This is a genomic window from Pseudomonadota bacterium (genome assembly GCA_030859565.1).
Classification (GTDB): Bacteria; Pseudomonadota; Gammaproteobacteria; order JACCXJ01; family JACCXJ01; genus USCg-Taylor.
The window spans coordinates 1-16,749 of the sequence record JALZJW010000085.1 but is presented as its reverse complement, the minus strand read 5'-3'; the positions used below and the strand labels follow the sequence as shown (position 1 = coordinate 16,749).

Sequence of the window (16,749 nt, the reverse complement as noted above, 5' to 3'; positions counted from 1 at the left end):
TCTACATCGACGAGGAGGTGCTCGCCGCCGAGGGCGTCATCGATCTCGCGCGCTATGCGGTGGTGCCAGGCACGAAGAATTTGCTGCCCGATCTGTTCGTCGATTGACGCACCACGGAGTAAGATTGCTCGGCCATTCCGGGCACGAGTGCCATGACGCGCCGCTGACGTTCTGAGCAACCAACACCACTCACCGCCGACGGAAGTCGACTGGAAAAAGCTTGTCCGAGAGTTCGAGCGCTAACCGGCCCACTTGGGCTCGGGTATTGGGTGGCGATTATGATTGCCGCACGGTTTTTCATACGGGGTCACGCAATCCCTCGCGGATACCAGACGGGTATAGGCGATGACTTGTCCCCTACTCCTTCGACACCTTACGCGGGTCGTCGGCAGGATTCACGTAGTTAATCTCAAACGGGCCCATACCCGATACCTGAATCACGGTCTCGCCCTTTGCCCAAACGAAGTGTCTCACTCCTTTAGGCATCAGCGCGTACGACCCGACCGGCAGCTCATGGCCCGTTGCCTGGTCGAACTTCTCCCCCACCCCCATCCCGAATACGCCTTGAAGGACGACGATCCTTTCGTCCGTCGGGTGCCAGTGTGGCGGGACTCTGTAGCCGTCTGGGAACTTTCCACGGATGGTGAACGGCGCACCGGCTTTCGACGGGTCACCCTCTAGGACTGCGAGCTGGGCGCCTGGGGGTAGCGACGGCGGGGCAGGTCCCCACTTGACCTGATCGGGGACGACGACTACGTGTGCCGTGTGCGAACCGGTAGACGCGGAACTGTCTATCCTCTCTTGACTGGATTGGGCAAGGCACGGTGACGCGAGAGTCAGCGAAGCGAGAATTATGAGACTAAGTTGATGCTTTCTCATATCTTTGTTTCCTCCTTAGCAGACATGCTGGGGCAACCGGGGGAGACGAACGGTACTCTTATGCTAAATTTGAGGCTGAGTCAATGTTAATACGGGGCGACCTTAACCGCATCCTACGGTCCTCTCCTCGCGGGAAAGAAGCAAAGAGTCTTGCAGCGCTTCCTTAGCCATCCTTTACATGCTCACCATACGTCCAGTGGAGATTAAGGCCAACGGCATTCCCGGCCGGTCCCGCTCGAAATCGGGGCAGGACATCGTAGCGGAGCAATAAGGTAATCAGCTTACAGCGCAGCTCCGCATCCTCGATTTCGTTGAAATAACGTTGGTTCGCGGGCAGTAGTGCCAAGGCAAGCGCGTCGGCTTCGCTCAGCACCGATACCATGGTCGCAAACTCGCCGTCGAAGCATTTGTTCAATAAGCCCTCAATATACTCGACATGGGTCGGGACCGCCAAGATCTGTTTATCCGCGCGCGCTTTTGCTACCGCTCGCCTCTCCGGGGTGAGGGATCGCCTGATTTCCGCGAGTCGTTGCGGCAGGTCCGCGAAGGCGCCGCGTTGATCCGCAGGAACCTTGGCTAGGACCTGATACAGCCGCGCCTCAGTGTCGACGACATCGAGGAGCAGCCGGCGCAATGCGCGATTCGGCGCGTGGATGACTTCCGAATGCGCCGAGGCCGGCGCCGTGTCCGGGCTGTTCCAATAGAAGCTCCCGTGCGGTTGCAGCACCTCGGCGAAGCTATCGATCAACGGCGGCATCGCCTTGGACGGTACGAGATGCAACACCATGCTGGCATAAATGATGTCCACCGATTCCGGGGCGATGATGTCGGAAATGAGCCGAATCTTACCGGTGCCCGGATCCGTGAGCGAATGAAAGTCGATAAACGTGAAGGCGTTGAGCAGCTCGTAGGCCTTGGCGAACCAGCCGCTAGGGAAATCGAAAAGCAGCAGCTTGAGTTTGATGCCGTTACGCTTCATTCGCTGCATCAAACCGGTTTCGTGGAGGCCCTTGATCAGCTCCAAGGTCGCGAGGCCAGTGCCCGCGCCGTAGTCGGCCAGCATAAGTTGCCGCGATGTACGGCTCGGGTTGAGGCAACGGTCAAGCCGCCGTTCGATGTCTTCGAGTAAGCCATGTACCAGCATGCCGCTGCTGCTTGCGCACCAGCGCCGCGGGCGGGTGAGATCGCCGTCGTGATAGAGAAAGCGGTGCAAGGCTTCGCCATCGAGGGCGTCCTCCGATCCGCCGGGCCGCCAGCTCGTTCCGTCTTGCCGCGGCGGCGGCGGGTGCGATGCCACGATCGCGATTGGGCCGGCGGTCTTGAATCGGTTAAGGCTGATGGCGACAAACGGAAGCCGCGAGGGGTATACCCTTTGCTCATGGGCGACGGCGCGGAAACCCGCCTCCTCCGCAAGCGACATGAAGGCTTCGTAGTCGATAGGGTATTGGTTCGAATACCCGTGATAGGTATCGAAGGCCGTGGCGTGGGTATTGCCATTGTACGCCGCGGCGATCGGCGGATAGACGTTGTGAGCCTCGATGACGATGAGGCCATGTTTCCTGATGAATGGCGCCCAGCGCCGGAGGTGCTCGACCAGGTTTTCTTCCAGTAATCGATTCGGAATCGCATTGCCGGTCTCGCCGGCATAAGCCCCTGTGGATAAAACGAGGCGTTTGTCCGCGCTCGCGCTATCCCGCGGTTCCGTATAACGCCGATTATGATCGATGAAAGCGCGGATATGCAGGCCGTCCACACTATCGAATCCGCGCTCGCCCAAGGCCTGCGCGAGCAGCGTAGGATCGGTCACGTCGCCGAAGAGGGTGATGTTCGGAACCCCGGCGGTCTCTAGGGTGCGGCGGGCGGCTTCCAGCGCCTTGGCATTGTAATCCGCGCCGATCATCAAGAGCGGATATTCGTCCAGGTGCCGGCCGCGCAGAGTCTTGGCCGCAACGATCTCATAGATGCGTTGGAGCCAGATCCCATCGCCGCAGCCCATGTCGGCCACAAAGCGCGGTTGCTCCGCAAGCGGCTCCCGATTGAAGATCGCGATCAGGATCTGCTCGGAATCCTCGAAATAGGGGCGGTGGGCGACACCGCTTGCCAGCACGTTCAGGCTGCGGTCGACATGCGTCTCCTCGTGGCCTGGCGCGACATGGGTGATGTGTTGGAAAGAGTTGAAGATGAGGCTCGGCAACTGGCAGAACATCGGCCAATACGAGAGCGTGAGCCCGTAATGGAGCGTGAACTCGCACGCTACCCGCCCAAGCTCAGTGAACAGGTGGCGCCGTCCCGCTGGCAGGATCCATCCCAAGTGTTCGAGCAGCGCGAGGCCCGCGCGGAGGTTGTCGTGCGACCCGGGGAGTCCGTCACAGGCGAAGTCCTCGCCTTCGAGCAAGCCGCGCAGCTTCGCTGCGATCATGAAGGGGCCGACCAATAGGCCGTCGAGGTGCTTGCGGATTATCTCATTGAGCCTCGATCCTTGATCCGCCGGATCGCCCACGGCGAGATCCCAGTTTTGTATGCAGTGTCGGGTTATCCGGGCATAGTGCTCGGCACTCGCAGAGTCGAGATCCCTTTGATGAAAGAGATGCCGTTCCATCGGGATCCCCGAATAGGCAAACTCCGCAACCTCGGTATACAGCGGAAAGGTTTTCGCCGCGATCTCGCCGAGCGGCGTCACCTCGAAGACCATCGCATCGCTTCCGGGAACGCCTGCTCGCGTGATCCAGCCTTGCAGCGCGAGACTGCGGAGCGCGACATGAAGGTAGCCGGGGTTGCATGGATAGCGGTCCAGAAGCTCTCGGAACGTCACGTGCCCGTGACTGACGAGGTGTGTCAGGAGACCCTGTTTTTCCAAGGCACGGATCGTGGCTCCGATGACGATCCCGTCGTGGTGAAGAAAAAGCGTCCGCAACAGCGAGGGCGCGGCGGTCGAAATTGTCGTGGTTTTTTGTCGGAGGTGGCGAGGCGCCGCAATCACATTCATCCGCTTCAAGTTTGTTCAAAGACGAGATAAAAAAGCACTGTCTCGTTCAGGCATCGTTCCTCTCGTGTGAAGTTGGGCATTACTCGAACATAGCCGTGAAGCGGCGCTGCATCTCGTCAGGGGAGACTTTCTCGATCTCGTGCCCAAGCATCCATTCATGTCCGAAAGGATCGAGCAGCGTCCCCGACCGCTCCCCATAAAACTGGTCGGCCAGCGGACGAAGCACGGTTGCGCCGGTGGCCACGGCCCGCTCCGCCACCACGTCGGCGTTAACGACGTGCAGGTGAATGGACATCCCCGTGCCGCCGATGGATTGCGGGCCGAGAATGCCGTATTCAGGATACTCGTCGGCAAGCATGAGCGTGATCCTGCCGAGGGAAAGCTCCGCGTGCCCGATTCGCCCGCCCGGTTCGGTCAACCGGAATAGCTCTTTTGCCCCAAATGCTCGCGTATAGAACTCGATTGCCGCGGCGGCGTTTTTGACGCGAAGGTAGGGAAAGACTTCTTTGATTTCGCTCGATGATCCTTCGGTGACAGGTTTGACGTCGTTTGCCATTGTTTTGCTCCTTTTTCAGCGGGATCTGATTGAGATGTTCTCCGCGTTGCGTCAGATAGGCCGACGGATTGCGGCCGACAGCACGTCGGCATTGTAGTCGCCGGGGCGATGCAACGCACACGCGACGGTGACTTAAGAGGCGCCGGTGATTAAAGTAACGCCAGCACATTGCTTAAGTGCCGGCTTATAATCCACTAAACTGTCCCCGCCGCCTTGAGGAGAAGCGCATGAACATATTCAAACTGCCCGATTTAGGGGAAGGCCTAACCGAGGCCGAAATCGTAAGCTGGCATGTTCAAGTCGGCGACGAGATCAAAGAAGACCAGCCCTTGGTTTCGGTCGAGACCGCGAAGGCCATCGTCGATATTCCTAGTCCTAGCAGCGGCCGAGTGCACCACCTCTTCGGTCAGTCAGGCGACCTCATCCATACCGGCGATCCGCTGGCTGAATTCGCGCCCGCGGGCGAGCCAGAAAAGGTAAGGGGCGCGGCCGACGCCGGTACGGTCGTCGGCCAGGTGACTCGCAGTGATACGGTACTACGAGAGCAAACGAGTGGCGTCGGCCCCCACTCCAGCGGGCTCAAGGCGACCCCGGCGGTGCGGGCGCTGGCGCATCGCCTCGACGTGGACCTCGCCATCGTCACGCCGAGCGGCCCGGACGGAACCATCACCACGGCGGACGTGCAGCGCGTGGCCAAGATCCTGGCTGAAGTGGGGCCCTTAGAACCCTTGCGCGGGGTGCGCCGCGCGATGGCCCGCACCATGGCCTCGGCGCACGCGGAGGTGGTGCCTGTGACGATTTGCGAGGACGCCGATATCCACGCCTGGCCGCCAGGCAGCGATGTGACGTTGCGGCTCATCCGCGCGCTGGTCGCCGCCTGTCAATCCGAACCCGCTCTGAATGCCTGGTACGACAGCCACGCGCTCGGGCGCCGTTTGTTGAAAAAGATCGAGCTCGGGATCGCCGTGGACACCGAAGAGGGTCTCTTCGTGCCGGTGTTGCGCGATGTCGGCAAGCGTCCGCCGGAAGACCTGCGCCGAGGACTCAATGCGATGCGCGAGGCGGTCCAAAAGCGTACCATCCCTCCCGAAGAGCTTCGCGGTTACACGATTACGCTGTCGAACTTCGGGACCTTCGGGGGGCGCTATGCCAACCCCATTATCGTGCCGCCGACGGTCGCGATCCTGGGCGCTGGGCGCATCCGCCCGGCCGTAGTCGCCTGGAACGGCCAACCGGCCGTTCATACCATTATTCCGCTATCCCTGACCATCGATCACCGCGCCGTGACCGGCGGCGAGGCCGCGCGGTTCCTGATGACCGTAATCAAAGACTTGGAAATCGCTGTATAAACGCGGGAATCAACCCAATCACGATGGGAGCGCTGACCACGGGAGGACTCGACAGCGTCGTTGCCGGACGCACGGCGATCTGTACGGCCGAGGCCGCGGGCGATAGGCTGTATTATCGCGGCTACGACGTAGGAGAGCTCGCGGCGCAGGCGAGTTATGACGAAGTTGCCTACCTGCTGCTCTACGGCGAACTGCCCAACGCCGCCCATCTTAGTGATTTCCGCATGCGGCTGGCGGGTGCGCGGGAGCTGCCGCTGGATCTCAAAACGCTTCTTGAACGGCTGCCGGCCGCGGCCCATCCGATGGATGTGCTGCGCACCGGCGTGTCGGCCCTAGGCTGTCTCGAACCGGAATCGGCGGATGTCCCTGCCCTCGCGGAACGCCTATTGGCGCGGTTGCCCGCGATGCTGCTCTATTGGTATCGGTACCACACGCGCGGTCAAAGAATAGATCCTGGTTTTCCCGCGGCCGATCTCGCCGGACATTTCCTACACCTCTTGCACGGCCGCGCGGGTGAGGAAATCGATCGCCGCGCGCTGGAGGTGTCACTCATTCTCTATGCCGAACACGAGTTCAATGCCTCGACATTCGCGGCGCGCGTCATCACTTCGACCCGGGCCGACTTCTATTCCGCCATCGCGGGCGCCATCGGCGCCTTGCGCGGACCGCTGCACGGAGGCGCCAACGAGGCGGCGATGGCCTTGATCGCGAGCTTTGGCGGGGCCGACGAGGCCGAACAAGGGATCCTCGAACGGCTGGCGCGCAAGGAGCTGATCATGGGCTTCGGCCACCGGGTGTACAAGCGCCGCGATCCGCGCTCGCCGATAATAAAACAGTGGGCGCGCCGGCTCGGCGAAGACGCTCGCGATACCCATCTCTATGCGATCGCCGAGCGCATCGAAGCCGTCATGCGGCGCGAGAAACGCCTGTTCCCGAATCTCGATTTCTATAGTGCCTTGGTCTACCGCGCCTGCGGGATCCCGGCGTCGCTGTTCACGCCGATCTTTGTCATCGCCCGCAGCGCCGGGTGGGCGGCCCATATCATCGAGCAACGGCAAGACAACCGGCTCATCCGGCCGCTGGCCGAATATGTCGGTCCCGCGCCGCGACCCTACGTTCCGCTTGCGGAGCGCCCATAACGAAGATAGCGAGCGCCGCCATGCAAGACCCGGATCCGTTGCTGGGTACCATCGCCGATTACGTTACCGGTCACGAGCCCCCCAGCGAGCCAGCACTCAGCGCCGCCCGTTATTGCCTCATGGATGCGCTCGGCTGCGCTTGCGCCGCGCTGAACAACCCCGAGTGCCGCCGCCACATCGGGCCGGTCGTGCCGGGCGCGATGCTCGCCGGTGGGTCACGCGTCCCGGGAACCGAGCTCGATCTCGATCCGGTGCAAGCGGCCTACTGCATCGGTTGTCTCATCCGCTGGTTGGACTACAACGATACCTGGCTCGCCGCCGAATGGGGACATCCCTCGGATAACCTGGGGGCTCTGCTAGCGTGCGCGGATTACATCAGCCGCCGGCGGCTCGCCCGCGGCGCCGAGCCCTTGTTCATGCGTGAGCTACTGACGGCGCTCGTCAAGGCTTATGAGATCCAGGGCGTGCTGGCGCTGACCAATAGTTTCAACGAGATCGGCATCGATCACGTGATCCTGGTTAGGATCGCCTCGGCGGCGCTGGCCACCGCGTTGCTCGGAGGAGGCAAGAAACAGGTGATGAACGCCGTGTCTCAGGCGCTATTGGATGGGGGAAACTTGCGCGCCTACCGTCATGCGCCGGATGCCGGCCCGCGCAAATCCTGGGCCGCGGGCGATGCCACGGCGCGCGGGGTGCGCCTGGCCTTGATGACGCTCGCGGGCGAACCGGGCTATCCACATGCCTTGAGCGCCTCACGTTACGGCTTTCACGCGGCCTTGTTGCGGGGAAAGTCCTTGGATCTCTCGCGCGCGCTGAACTCCTATGTGGTCGAGCACATCCTGTTCAAGGTGGCCTACCCTTGCGAGTTCCACGCGCAGAGCGCGGCCGAGGCCGCGATTAAATTGCATCTCGATGTCAAAGACCGGCTCGCGGACATCGACAAGATTGTGCTCGCCACCCAAGAACCCGCCTTGCGCATCATCGACAAGCAGGGGCGGCTCGCGAATCCCGCCGATCGCGACCATTGTCTGCGATACGTGGCGGCGATCGGTCTCGTATTCGGGGAGTTGCGCTATCATCACTTCGAGGACGAGATCGCCGCCGACCCGCGCATCGACGCGCTACGCGCCCGGATGGAGGCCATCGAAGACCCCTGTTATACGCGTGATTATTACGATCCGGAGCGGCGCACGGTGGCTAACCGCGTCACAGTTAGTTTCCGGGACGGCGCCCAAGCCGAGAGCGCCGTGGAGTTTCCGCTCGGCCATCCGCGCCGCCGCCTCGAGGCGCTGCCGCTCCTAAAGGACAAATTCAAACGTAACATAGACGAGGTAATTAGCCCGGCTAAGAGCAACGAAATTGTCGGGATCTTCGAAGACGACGAACGCTTGCAGCGGCTTGCGGTCAGTGACTTCATGCACCTGTGGGTACCGCGCCGAGCAACAAGAAATGGTAGCGGCATTGCACCCGCGTAGGCACCGGCCGTGGCCCGCGGGAGCGCAGGAGCTACGGCTGCTCTAGCCCTTGAGTCCGCTGCGCCCAATGCGGCAACCGCTCTTCGACTCGGCGGATCGCCTGTTCAAGCTGTGCGGCGCTCATGCGCGTCTCGGCTTTCTCGCGCCAGGCCTGTGACTCCCGGTAGCCGCTCGCTTCCGCCAGACTGAACCAGACATAAGCGTGAACATAATCCCGCGCGACGCCGAGCCCGTCGAAGTAGAGTTGACCGAGAAAATTTTGGGCAGCCGGATGGCCGGCATCGGCGGCCCGCGTCAACCAGTGGGCGGCGAGTGCATAATTTTGGGGCACGCCCTGACCGTCGGCGTGGAGAGCGCCGAGGAAGCTTTGCGCTTCCACCTGCCCTTGCATGGCGGCGCGCTGGAACCAGCGCGAAGCTTCCTGGGGATCTTCGGGCACGCCTTGTCCCTTCAAATACATGAGGCCGACATTGTATTGCGCGTTTTGGTCACCCGCCGCCGCAACCGTCTTGAACTCGCGCAACGCCGTTTCGTAGTCTTGGCGGTAATAGGCATTCACCCCGGCCTCGTAGTCAGCCTGGACCGGCAGCATCATTCCGAGGCAGACGGCGGTTGCCAACACCAGCCTGCGTCCCCGGCCGCGCGTCGACGCGCCTACCGAGCGGATCGAGCTTCGATCGCTCATGGATGGCGGTAAGGCTGTTCCCCTCATGCTCGATCCACTTAAATGGTTGCGCTGGCCGTTATCGACAGCGTTCGCGTTGTTTTGATCTCGGGTGTTGGAAGGAAGGGACTCGACCGCCGGTCTAACACGCTTTGCGTCTCCCGGGGCATGCCTGGGCTACGCGATGGGGTTGGGCTGTGGGCTCGCTACTCGATACCGGTGATATTCAACTGTATAAATTATCGATCGGCTTGCACCGCAAAGATAGGGGGTAATGCGCAATTTTGTAAAATATTTGGTATGTATCCCCTTGACACATGTAACCGACTCGGTTATTATCTCTCCCATAGGAGATAGCCATGACCAAGACCTTTACTGTTCAAGACTTCTTTAAGCGTTTCCCTGATAATACGGCCTGCCTTAATCACCTGATGAATCTTCGCTATGGAGAATCGTTGGACTGCCCAAAATGCGGCAAGCATGGACGGTTTACCCGCATTCACAATATGCCGGCCTATCAGTGTGCATGGTGTGGCCATCACATTCACCCAATGGCCGGCACTCCGTTTGAGAGATCGAGAACCCCGCTCCAACTTTGGTTTTATGCGATGTACATGTTCACCACAACACGGCATGGTGTAGCAGCGAAAGAACTGCAACGCCAGCTTGGTGTGACGTATAAAACTGCGTGGCGCATGGGACATGAGATCCGTAAGTACATAGCCAAGATAGACGGTGATGATGAATTGTCGGGCCATGTTGAAATCGACGAAACTTATGTTGGGGGGAAATACCCCGGTAAACGCGGTCGCGGCGCGGCTGGCAAAACAGTTGTGTTGGGCATGGTTGAGCGTGACGGAGATATCATGACTAAGGTTGTGCCGGACACCAAACGTAACACCATTCATCCGTTTGTTGAGATGAACGTTCAAGCCGACACAGTGCTTAGCACCGACGAGTTTGGCGCCTATATCGGTTTGTCTAAGAAAGGGTATATTCACAATACCGTAAATCATGGGGCGGAAGAGTGGGCACGCGGAGACACGCACGTCAACACAGTTGAGGGCTTCTGGTCGCACTTCAAAAACAGTGTGCGCGGCACCCATAAGTCAATATCCGAGAAGCACATGACGAAATACCTAGGTGAGTTCGAGTTTCGTTTCAATCTTCGTCGCGATGTGACGAATCAGATGTTTGATCATCTGATTCTGGCTTTTTAGCCATCGCGTCCAACAAACGATCAAACTTGGTTTCATCTCCAGTTGACGGATGTTGCTTAGCGAAGCGATCAAGAAGCTTCTTTCGTTGCGCCTCGGGAAGGCTTAAATACTTGCCAATAGCCATTGTTAAGTAGTTCCTGTTCGCAGCTGTATCTGCCCGACTACTAGACCGTTACTAATGGTCAAGCCCTGCTCGTTGAACGGTAGGTTTTCTGTTAGTGCCGAACTCTTATCGCCACCAGACCCCATAGCGGTAACAAGGATTTTAAAAGTATTGTAGAAAAAGTTTACCGTCTCGCCATTGTCAAGCAATGTCCTAAGGTGTTTTGCGTCCTCAGGCGATAACCGCTGCACCAAAGTAAACGTAACAGGCGACCAGCGTGGGATCCATTCGATGTTGTCCGGCCCTATCAAACTGGCATGCCGTACTACTTGATGATTGTCAAACGACATCAGCCCCTCAGTCCTTACTCGAACTTTAAAGGCTGTTCCGTTGAACATTCTAAGGGTTATAGAGAACGAGAAGTTTTCTGCAAGAGAGCTTATGTCTGGCCATCCCCATTGAGTGTCTATCCCCTTGGGAAACTGATTATTATTCATTTCAATAACCTTTAGCTTTTTATGGGATGCGCGCCATTGGCGCAGCCAGAGAATCCCGTTTATTACCCAAATCGAAACTAACAACGCAGATAGTGCGAGGACAAACTGAACAGGTCCTGGCAGGTTAGTTACCCATGACCAAGCCCAGGTCACAGCACAAACCCCAACACCGACAAAAATCTTAAGCCATGAGACCAAAGAAACGAGCGTATCCAACTCTGAGACCGAACGCCAAAATTGCTTAAGCCAATCAGGCATAGCGTACATCTCCCTAACACATACGTTGTGTTAGAGTCTACGCGCAAGCACTTACATATGTCAACGGTATACATGCGAAATATTTTTTGCGGCCGTGATGCTCGCGTTGCTCTTTACCCGCCCCGGGTCCCGGCAGCTCGACCGCGCCCAGCAGAAACAGAATTTTGCAGCTAACGAAATAGGAGGCGTCAGATGCCGAGAGCAGAGCTTAGAGAGACCCTGCTTGGTTGGAAAGCGTACTTTGGTGTCGCCGAAGTGCTGAGCCCTCTGCGCGATGTCGACAAATGGATACGACGCAAGTTACGCTGCTATCCATGGACGCCATGGGGACGGGCAGGCTATCGGGAATTACGACGCGATGTCACCGTGCGAGAAGCATGGTACCTGAGCAAGTCGGCACATGGACCGTGGCGCCTAAGTAAGACCCCGGCGCACACGCTGGCTCTGTCAGCGCCGTACTTAAGCAGTCTGGGGCTGCCCCGTCTGGCAGCAAGGTAGGACTATGTTTCATCGAACCGCCGTGTACGTACGTGATCCGTATGCCCGGCGGTGTAGGAGGGGCGGAGCCGCGAGGCCTCCCCCTGTCCTGATTAGCGATTCTCTTTGAAGGAGTAAACACAAATGAAGGACGCGTATACGGCGGTGGTTAAGAAAGCAGGCAATTGGTGGATCGGCTGGATCGAAGAGGTTCCTGGCGTTAATTGTCAGGAAGCTACCCGTGAAGATCTGTTGGAGACCTTGCGCGTGACGCTTCGCGAAGCGCTTGAATGGAACCGACGCGATGCCCTTGAAGCTGCTGGTGATGGCTATGATGAGGAACCCATCGCCTTATGAAGCGCGGTGATCTGATTCGGTATCTACGCGAGAATGGTTGCGAGTTCGTCCGGGAGGGTAGTAGGCATTCGTGGTGGTGGAATTCCAGCCACAACAAGCGATCCGCGGTTCCCCGGCACAACGAGGTCCACAATGATCTTGCGAAGAAGATATGCTCGTAGACGGGGTCCGGTCTTGACATATCAGTTTAGATGTCGAGGCCGAATCCCTTTCTTTCACTCGTGCCGGCGACATGTTAGCTGAGGTCTTAGTCTGGAGATCCAAGAGGCGCCAGTCATTGGATTCGCGGAGGTATTATGAAAAGCCGATATGAAGGAAAGCGATTTATCGATAAGGTCAATTTCCCCCACGGTTTCAATAGGGGTACCTTTTCAATCCCGCACGCAACTATGCTTGAGGAGTACGGAGCCCACTGCGTAGCATTGATGCACGCCGAGATCGAACCGGAAACAGAAGAAGAGCGTCATTTCGTAGCGGTGTGCGGCAGAACGAACGTACCGCGTTCTGAATTGGAGCATGTGTGGCTACAGTATCTGAAACTGGTCGAGGACAGACAAAACCTGAAATCCATATTTCTTGGTAAGGGCGGTGGGTTTACTGTTGCCGCCGAAGAAGGAACCGAGACGATCAGTTTCTCGACGATTATTTATCGAGAAGAATGGGCAAAGCGCCATAAATAGGGGGACTATAGGGGCCAGGCTAAGCCTGGCCCCTCGAGGCCGACCTCAGCGCAAGACCTCCTTGAACAGCTCCAGCATCGCCGCCCAGGACTTCTTGTCGGCCTCCGCGTTGTAGGCGAGCGCGTCCATGCCGGCCTTGTCCGCGGCTGGGTTGGTGAAGCTGTGCCTGGCGCCCTGGTAGCTGACCACCTGGAACTTCGCGCCCGCAGCCGTCATCTCCGCGTTGAAGGCCTCCACCTGCTCGGGCGGGATCATCGGATCGGCGGCGCCGGTGAGCACGAGCACCCGGGCCTTGACCTTCCCCTTCTCCGCGGGACTCTTCGTGGCGAGCGCGCCGTGGAAGCTCACGACCGCGGCCAGGTCGGCGCCAGCGCGCGCCCGGCCGAGGACCACGGCGCCCCCGAAGCAGTAACCGATCGCGGCGATCTTTTCCGAGTCGACGCGGGGGTCCTGCTTGAGAAGCTCCAGCGCCGCGTTGAACCGCGCCGCGAGCGCCGCCGGGTCCTTCGTCGCCTCGTTCATGAAGGCCTCGGCGTCTTTCGCGTGCGTGGCCACCTTGCCCTTGCCGTACATGTCCAGCGCGAAGCCGACATAGCCGGCCTCCGCGAGTCGCTTGGCCTGGTTCCGGGCGTGCTCGTTGTGGCCCCACCATTCGTGGACGACCAGTACGCCGGGGCGCTTGTCCTTCGCCGCGTCGTCCCAGGCGATGAGGCCCGCCAGGACGGTGTCGCCCTGCTTGTAGTCGAGCTCGCTCGTCTTCACCTCGGCGGACGCTGCCGGCCCGAACGCGAGCACCGCCGCAAACGCCACCGCCGACATTCGTCTCGTGTGCATACATCGTCCTCCCTAGCGATCAAGTTTCTCGAACAATGACGATTGATTCACAAGCTCGCAGTTCATTAATCCTCTCGGGCTACACTTTTAATAATGTATCCTCCCGACTTTTCATCGCGCTCCAATTCAAGCAAGTGGCGTGCTTGTGCTTCTTCCAGTAACTGACTGAAGGAGCGAAACCCATAGTAAGCTTCGTTGAAGCCCGGGTTGCGCCGCTTTAACGCTTGCTTGACCATGGATCCCCAGATCTTCTCCTCCTCACCCCGTTCTGTAGACAACGCTTCGATGGTTTCTATGATGAGGTCCACGGCCTGTTGTTTTTTATTATCTTCCTCTTTTGGTGCGGCCTTTGCCGTCATGCCAGATACGGACCGGCCAGTCGCTCTTTTGTGGTGGCGCCTCTTGCTTTCTTGTTCCCGGACCAGGTCATCGTAATAAATGAATTCGTCACAATTTGCGATCAGCAGATCAGAGGTGGAATTCTTGACTCCCACACCGATTACCACCTTATTGTTTTCACGCAGCTTGCTCACCAGCGGTGAGAAGTCCGAGTCACCGCTGATGATGACAAAGGTATCCACATGTGATTTGGTATAACAAAGGTCAAGCGCGTCGACGACCATACGGATATCGGCGCTGTTCTTACCGGACTGGCTCACGTGGGGAATTTCTATGAGCTCGAAGGAGGCCTGGTGCATGGCGGCTTTGAAATCCTTATAACGCTCCCAGTCGCAATAGGCCTTTTTCACGACGATGCCGCCTTTCAGCAGTAAGCGCTCAAGGACTTTGGTGACATCAAATTGTGCATACTTGGCATCACGCACACCCAGGGCAATGTTTTCAAAGTCGCAGAACAATGCCATGTTCTTGGTCTCTGGTGTTCCGGCCATAATTAGATCTCTGGCATATTGGGCGCTACGGATTCATGACGATAGAGTTGCTTGGGAAGCTTAGGCCACGGCGACCGGAAACGCCAATACCTCCTGAATGTTCCGGGCACCGGCGGCAAGCATCACCAGCCGGTCGAATCCCAATGCACACCCCGCGCACGGCGGGAGCCCATGCGCCAGCGCGTCCAAAAGCCGCTCGTCGATCGGCATTTCGGGCGCCCCTGAACGCCGGCGCCCTTCGAGGTCCGACTCGAAGCGCCTGCGCTGCTCAATCGGATCCGCGAGCTCGTGATAGCCACTGGCCAACTCCATACCGTGAACGAAGAGCTCGAAGCGTTCCGCGACCGGCGGATCATCGTCTCGAATACGCGCCAATGCCGCTTGCCTGACGGGGTAATCGTAGATGAAACATGACTGTCCCTTCCCGAGTCTCGGCGCGACCACATGACTGAGAATCAAGTCGAGATAAATATTCGGATCGTGCATTCCGTCGCCGCCTAGGTGTAAACCCAAGCGCTCCGCATGCAACGCTAATTTACAGGGTTCCTCGCGGTGGGGATCGAAGCCCGCGTGGGTTACGAACGCCTCGGCATAGCTCATACGTTGACACGGTCCGAGATCGATCAGATCCGCAACCAGCGATTCGGCCTCATCCATGAGCGCATGGTGATCGTGATAGGGTTGATACCATTCGATGAGCGTAAACTCCGGGTTGTGCACGCGGCCGGACTCGCCGTCGCGGAATACCCGGGCGATCTGATAGATGGGCCCGCGCCCCGAGGCCAGCAGGCGTTTCATGGCGAATTCGGGCGAGGTTTGCAGGTACAGCACCTGGGACGCCGCGGCGCCCGGCAGTTGCAAGCGGGTGCTCAAGCTCAGGAGCCGCGGATCGGTGATCCCGGCGCGGCTTAGCACAGGGGTTTCGACTTCCAGGACGGAACGGGCAGCGAAGAATGCGCGGATTTTCGCCAGCAACTCCGCCCGCAGCCTCAAGACCTCCCATGAGGCGCCCGGTTTCCAGGCTGTCTCGCGAGAGGGGCGGGCGCTCGAGATCACTCCTTCGCTCGCGCCACGTAGGCTCCCGTGCGCGTATCGATCTTGACGAGCTCGTGTACCTCGACGAAGAGCGGCACTTTCACCACCGCGCCGGTCTCCAGGGTCGCGGGTTTCGTTCCGCCCGTGGCGGTATCTCCGCGGATCCCGGGATCGGTCTCGGTGATCTCGAGGATCACGAAGTTCGGCGGCGCCACGGACATGGGCTCGCCGTTCCACAGAGTCACCACACAGGTCTCCTGACCCTTTAACCACTGGCGCGCATCGGCCATCATGGTTTCGCTGGCGGATAATTGCTCGAAACTGGCGGCGTCCATGAAATGCCAGTATTCGCCGTCGGAGTAGAGATACTGCATTTCTCGATCGACAACGTCCGCGCCTTCGAGGGTATCTCCCGATTTAAACGTCCGTTCGATCACCCGCCCGGTCTTCAAGTTACGGATCTTCACGCGGTTGAAAGCTTGCCCCTTGCCGGGTTTCACGAATTCGTTTTCGACGATCGCACAGGGACTGCCGTCGAGCATCACTTTGAGCCCCGCCTTGAATTGGTTGGTATTATAGGTTGTCATCTCTATGTCTAAATCCCGGTGCTGATATCGTTGCTTATGATAACCGAAACGCTTCATTCGCAGCAGCGTGCCCAGTGGCAGATCGAGCTGGCGCGCGCGATCTCGCGGCCGGAGGAACTGCTTCGATGCTTAGAACTACCGCCGGATGTCTTTGGTCAGCCAGGAATTTCACGAACAGGTTTCCCGCTGCGGGTAACGCGCGGCTTCGTCGCCCGCATGCGCAAGGGCGATCCCGAGGACCCGCTGTTACGCCAGGTATTTCCGCTCCCGTCCGAGGCAACCGCTGCCAAAGATTTTTCGCTCGATCCCGTCGGGGACCTCGGCGCTCAGATCCGTCCGGGTGTCCTTCATAAGTACCAAGGCCGCGCCTTGTTCATCGTCACGGGGAGCTGCGCGATCCATTGCCGCTACTGCTTCCGGCAACACTTCCCGTATAGCAGCGCCAACGCCGGCTTGGATCGTTGGCAAGGCGCCCTCGACTATCTCCGGGGCGATTCATCGATCACGGAAATCATACTGAGCGGCGGCGATCCCTTGGCGATCACGGACCAGCGCTTGGCCGCGCTGGTCGCCGAGCTTGATCGTATCCGGCATCTCGAACGCTTGCGCATCCATACGCGCATGCCCATCGTGCTACCCGAGCGCATCGACGATCGGCTTCTGGCATGGCTGGGCGCAACGCGTCTTCGCACCGTGATCGTGGTCCACGCCAACCACGGTGCGGAGATCGATGAGGAGGTCAGCGAAGCCATGCAGCGGCTGC

19 protein-coding genes are annotated in these 16,749 nt (G+C 59.2%); 10 read left to right on the top strand and 9 right to left on the bottom strand.

The window, feature by feature from the left end; all coding sequences use genetic code 11:
* A partial coding sequence (locus tag M3436_13075) for a short chain dehydrogenase (protein MDQ3565023.1) occupies positions 1–107 on the top strand: 107 nt, incomplete at its 5' end.
* Between the two features lie 250 nt (positions 108–357).
* Here M3436_13075 and M3436_13070 read toward each other — a convergent pair.
* The 3 genes from M3436_13070 to M3436_13060 form a co-directional block, all read right to left on the bottom strand.
* Entirely contained in the window at positions 358–879 is a 522-nt protein-coding gene (locus M3436_13070; protein ID MDQ3565022.1) for a cupin domain-containing protein, read from the bottom strand.
* A gap of 163 nt (positions 880–1,042) precedes the next feature.
* The gene (locus M3436_13065) at positions 1,043–3,865 is read right to left on the bottom strand and encodes a class I SAM-dependent methyltransferase (protein ID MDQ3565021.1); all 2,823 of its coding nucleotides are present in this window, start codon (positions 3,863–3,865) and stop codon (positions 1,043–1,045) included.
* Between the two features lie 79 nt (positions 3,866–3,944).
* Positions 3,945–4,421 carry a VOC family protein gene (locus M3436_13060; protein ID MDQ3565020.1) on the bottom strand — a complete coding sequence of 159 codons (477 nt, stop codon included), beginning with the start codon at positions 4,419–4,421 and terminating at the stop codon, positions 3,945–3,947.
* A 227-nt stretch (positions 4,422–4,648) separates the two neighbouring features.
* Here M3436_13060 and M3436_13055 point away from each other — a divergent pair, with 227 nt between their 5' ends.
* The 3 genes from M3436_13055 to M3436_13045 are packed head-to-tail and all read left to right on the top strand — an operon-like array spanning position 4,649 to position 8,384.
* Positions 4,649–5,770: a 2-oxo acid dehydrogenase subunit E2 gene (locus M3436_13055; protein MDQ3565019.1), complete on the top strand. Its 1,122-nt coding sequence runs from the start codon at positions 4,649–4,651 to the stop codon at positions 5,768–5,770.
* Positions 5,771–5,793: 23 nt separating this feature from the next.
* A complete protein-coding gene (locus M3436_13050; GenBank protein MDQ3565018.1) occupies positions 5,794–6,909 on the top strand; it encodes a 2-methylcitrate synthase in 1,116 nt (371 codons plus the stop codon).
* 20 nt (positions 6,910–6,929) lie between these two features.
* On the top strand, positions 6,930–8,384 hold the full coding sequence (locus M3436_13045; GenBank protein ID MDQ3565017.1) for a bifunctional 2-methylcitrate dehydratase/aconitate hydratase: 1,455 nt from the start codon (positions 6,930–6,932) through the stop codon (positions 8,382–8,384).
* A gap of 31 nt (positions 8,385–8,415) precedes the next feature.
* Here M3436_13045 and M3436_13040 read toward each other — a convergent pair whose 3' ends face one another.
* Positions 8,416–9,069 carry a sel1 repeat family protein gene (locus M3436_13040; GenBank protein ID MDQ3565016.1) on the bottom strand — a complete coding sequence of 218 codons (654 nt, stop codon included), beginning with the start codon at positions 9,067–9,069 and terminating at the stop codon, positions 8,416–8,418.
* A 338-nt stretch (positions 9,070–9,407) separates the two neighbouring features.
* Here M3436_13040 and M3436_13035 point away from each other — a divergent pair, with 338 nt between their 5' ends.
* Positions 9,408–10,268: an IS1595 family transposase gene (locus tag M3436_13035; GenBank protein MDQ3565015.1), complete on the top strand. Its 861-nt coding sequence runs from the start codon at positions 9,408–9,410 to the stop codon at positions 10,266–10,268.
* A gap of 126 nt (positions 10,269–10,394) precedes the next feature.
* Here M3436_13035 and M3436_13030 read toward each other — a convergent pair whose 3' ends face one another.
* Positions 10,395–11,126, bottom strand: coding sequence for a hypothetical protein (locus M3436_13030; protein MDQ3565014.1), 732 nt, complete (start codon positions 11,124–11,126; stop codon positions 10,395–10,397).
* A gap of 192 nt (positions 11,127–11,318) precedes the next feature.
* On the opposite strand from M3436_13030, the gene M3436_13025 reads away from it, so the two are divergent.
* From M3436_13025 to maoP, 4 genes are all read left to right on the top strand, one after another.
* Positions 11,319–11,624: a maturase gene (locus tag M3436_13025; protein ID MDQ3565013.1), complete on the top strand. Its 306-nt coding sequence runs from the start codon at positions 11,319–11,321 to the stop codon at positions 11,622–11,624.
* A gap of 123 nt (positions 11,625–11,747) precedes the next feature.
* A complete protein-coding gene (locus tag M3436_13020) occupies positions 11,748–11,960 on the top strand; it encodes a type II toxin-antitoxin system HicB family antitoxin (protein MDQ3565012.1) in 213 nt (70 codons plus the stop codon).
* Entirely contained in the window at positions 11,957–12,121 is a 165-nt protein-coding gene (locus M3436_13015) for a type II toxin-antitoxin system HicA family toxin (GenBank protein ID MDQ3565011.1), read from the top strand. The genes M3436_13020 and M3436_13015 overlap by 4 nt, the downstream gene beginning before the upstream one ends.
* Positions 12,122–12,256: 135 nt before the next feature.
* Positions 12,257–12,640 carry a DUF413 domain-containing protein gene (maoP, locus tag M3436_13010; GenBank protein MDQ3565010.1) on the top strand — a complete coding sequence of 128 codons (384 nt, stop codon included), beginning with the start codon at positions 12,257–12,259 and terminating at the stop codon, positions 12,638–12,640.
* A gap of 45 nt (positions 12,641–12,685) precedes the next feature.
* Here maoP and M3436_13005 read toward each other — a convergent pair whose 3' ends face one another.
* From M3436_13005 to efp, 4 genes are all read right to left on the bottom strand, one after another.
* Positions 12,686–13,474 carry a dienelactone hydrolase family protein gene (locus tag M3436_13005; protein MDQ3565009.1) on the bottom strand — a complete coding sequence of 263 codons (789 nt, stop codon included), beginning with the start codon at positions 13,472–13,474 and terminating at the stop codon, positions 12,686–12,688.
* Positions 13,475–13,539: 65 nt separating this feature from the next.
* Positions 13,540–14,364, bottom strand: coding sequence for an NYN domain-containing protein (locus tag M3436_13000; GenBank protein MDQ3565008.1), 825 nt, complete (start codon positions 14,362–14,364; stop codon positions 13,540–13,542).
* A 60-nt stretch (positions 14,365–14,424) separates the two neighbouring features.
* A complete protein-coding gene (epmA, locus tag M3436_12995; protein ID MDQ3565007.1) occupies positions 14,425–15,420 on the bottom strand; it encodes an EF-P lysine aminoacylase EpmA in 996 nt (331 codons plus the stop codon).
* Complete coding sequence (efp, locus tag M3436_12990; protein MDQ3565006.1) at positions 15,417–15,986, bottom strand: elongation factor P; 570 nt, start codon at positions 15,984–15,986, stop codon at positions 15,417–15,419. Before efp ends, epmA begins: the two co-directional genes overlap by 4 nt.
* A gap of 36 nt (positions 15,987–16,022) precedes the next feature.
* On the opposite strand from efp, the gene M3436_12985 reads away from it, so the two are divergent.
* On the top strand, positions 16,023–16,749 hold a 727-nt coding region (locus M3436_12985), incomplete at its 3' end, for a KamA family radical SAM protein (GenBank protein ID MDQ3565005.1).

Bases quoted from the DNA above. Each gene is read 5' to 3' on its own strand.
- M3436_13000 (MDQ3565008.1), bottom strand. From the start codon at position 14,364: ATGGCCGGAACACCAGAGACCAAGAACATGGCATTGTTCTGCGACTTT.
- M3436_13055 (MDQ3565019.1), top strand. From the start codon at position 4,649: ATGAACATATTCAAACTGCCCGATTTAGGGGAAGGCCTAACCGAGGCC.
- maoP (MDQ3565010.1), top strand. From the start codon at position 12,257: ATGAAAAGCCGATATGAAGGAAAGCGATTTATCGATAAGGTCAATTTC.
- M3436_13060 (MDQ3565020.1), bottom strand. From the start codon at position 4,421: ATGGCAAACGACGTCAAACCTGTCACCGAAGGATCATCGAGCGAAATC.
- M3436_13070 (MDQ3565022.1), bottom strand. From the start codon at position 879: ATGAGAAAGCATCAACTTAGTCTCATAATTCTCGCTTCGCTGACTCTC.
- efp (MDQ3565006.1), bottom strand. From the start codon at position 15,986: ATGACAACCTATAATACCAACCAATTCAAGGCGGGGCTCAAAGTGATG.
- M3436_13020 (MDQ3565012.1), top strand. From the start codon at position 11,748: ATGAAGGACGCGTATACGGCGGTGGTTAAGAAAGCAGGCAATTGGTGG.
- M3436_13065 (MDQ3565021.1), bottom strand. From the start codon at position 3,865: ATGAATGTGATTGCGGCGCCTCGCCACCTCCGACAAAAAACCACGACA.
- M3436_13040 (MDQ3565016.1), bottom strand. From the start codon at position 9,069: ATGAGCGATCGAAGCTCGATCCGCTCGGTAGGCGCGTCGACGCGCGGC.
- M3436_13035 (MDQ3565015.1), top strand. From the start codon at position 9,408: ATGACCAAGACCTTTACTGTTCAAGACTTCTTTAAGCGTTTCCCTGAT.
- M3436_13005 (MDQ3565009.1), bottom strand. From the start codon at position 13,474: ATGCACACGAGACGAATGTCGGCGGTGGCGTTTGCGGCGGTGCTCGCG.
- M3436_13025 (MDQ3565013.1), top strand. From the start codon at position 11,319: ATGCCGAGAGCAGAGCTTAGAGAGACCCTGCTTGGTTGGAAAGCGTAC.
- M3436_13015 (MDQ3565011.1), top strand. From the start codon at position 11,957: ATGAAGCGCGGTGATCTGATTCGGTATCTACGCGAGAATGGTTGCGAG.
- M3436_13030 (MDQ3565014.1), bottom strand. From the start codon at position 11,126: ATGCCTGATTGGCTTAAGCAATTTTGGCGTTCGGTCTCAGAGTTGGAT.
- M3436_13050 (MDQ3565018.1), top strand. From the start codon at position 5,794: ATGGGAGCGCTGACCACGGGAGGACTCGACAGCGTCGTTGCCGGACGC.
- M3436_13045 (MDQ3565017.1), top strand. From the start codon at position 6,930: ATGCAAGACCCGGATCCGTTGCTGGGTACCATCGCCGATTACGTTACC.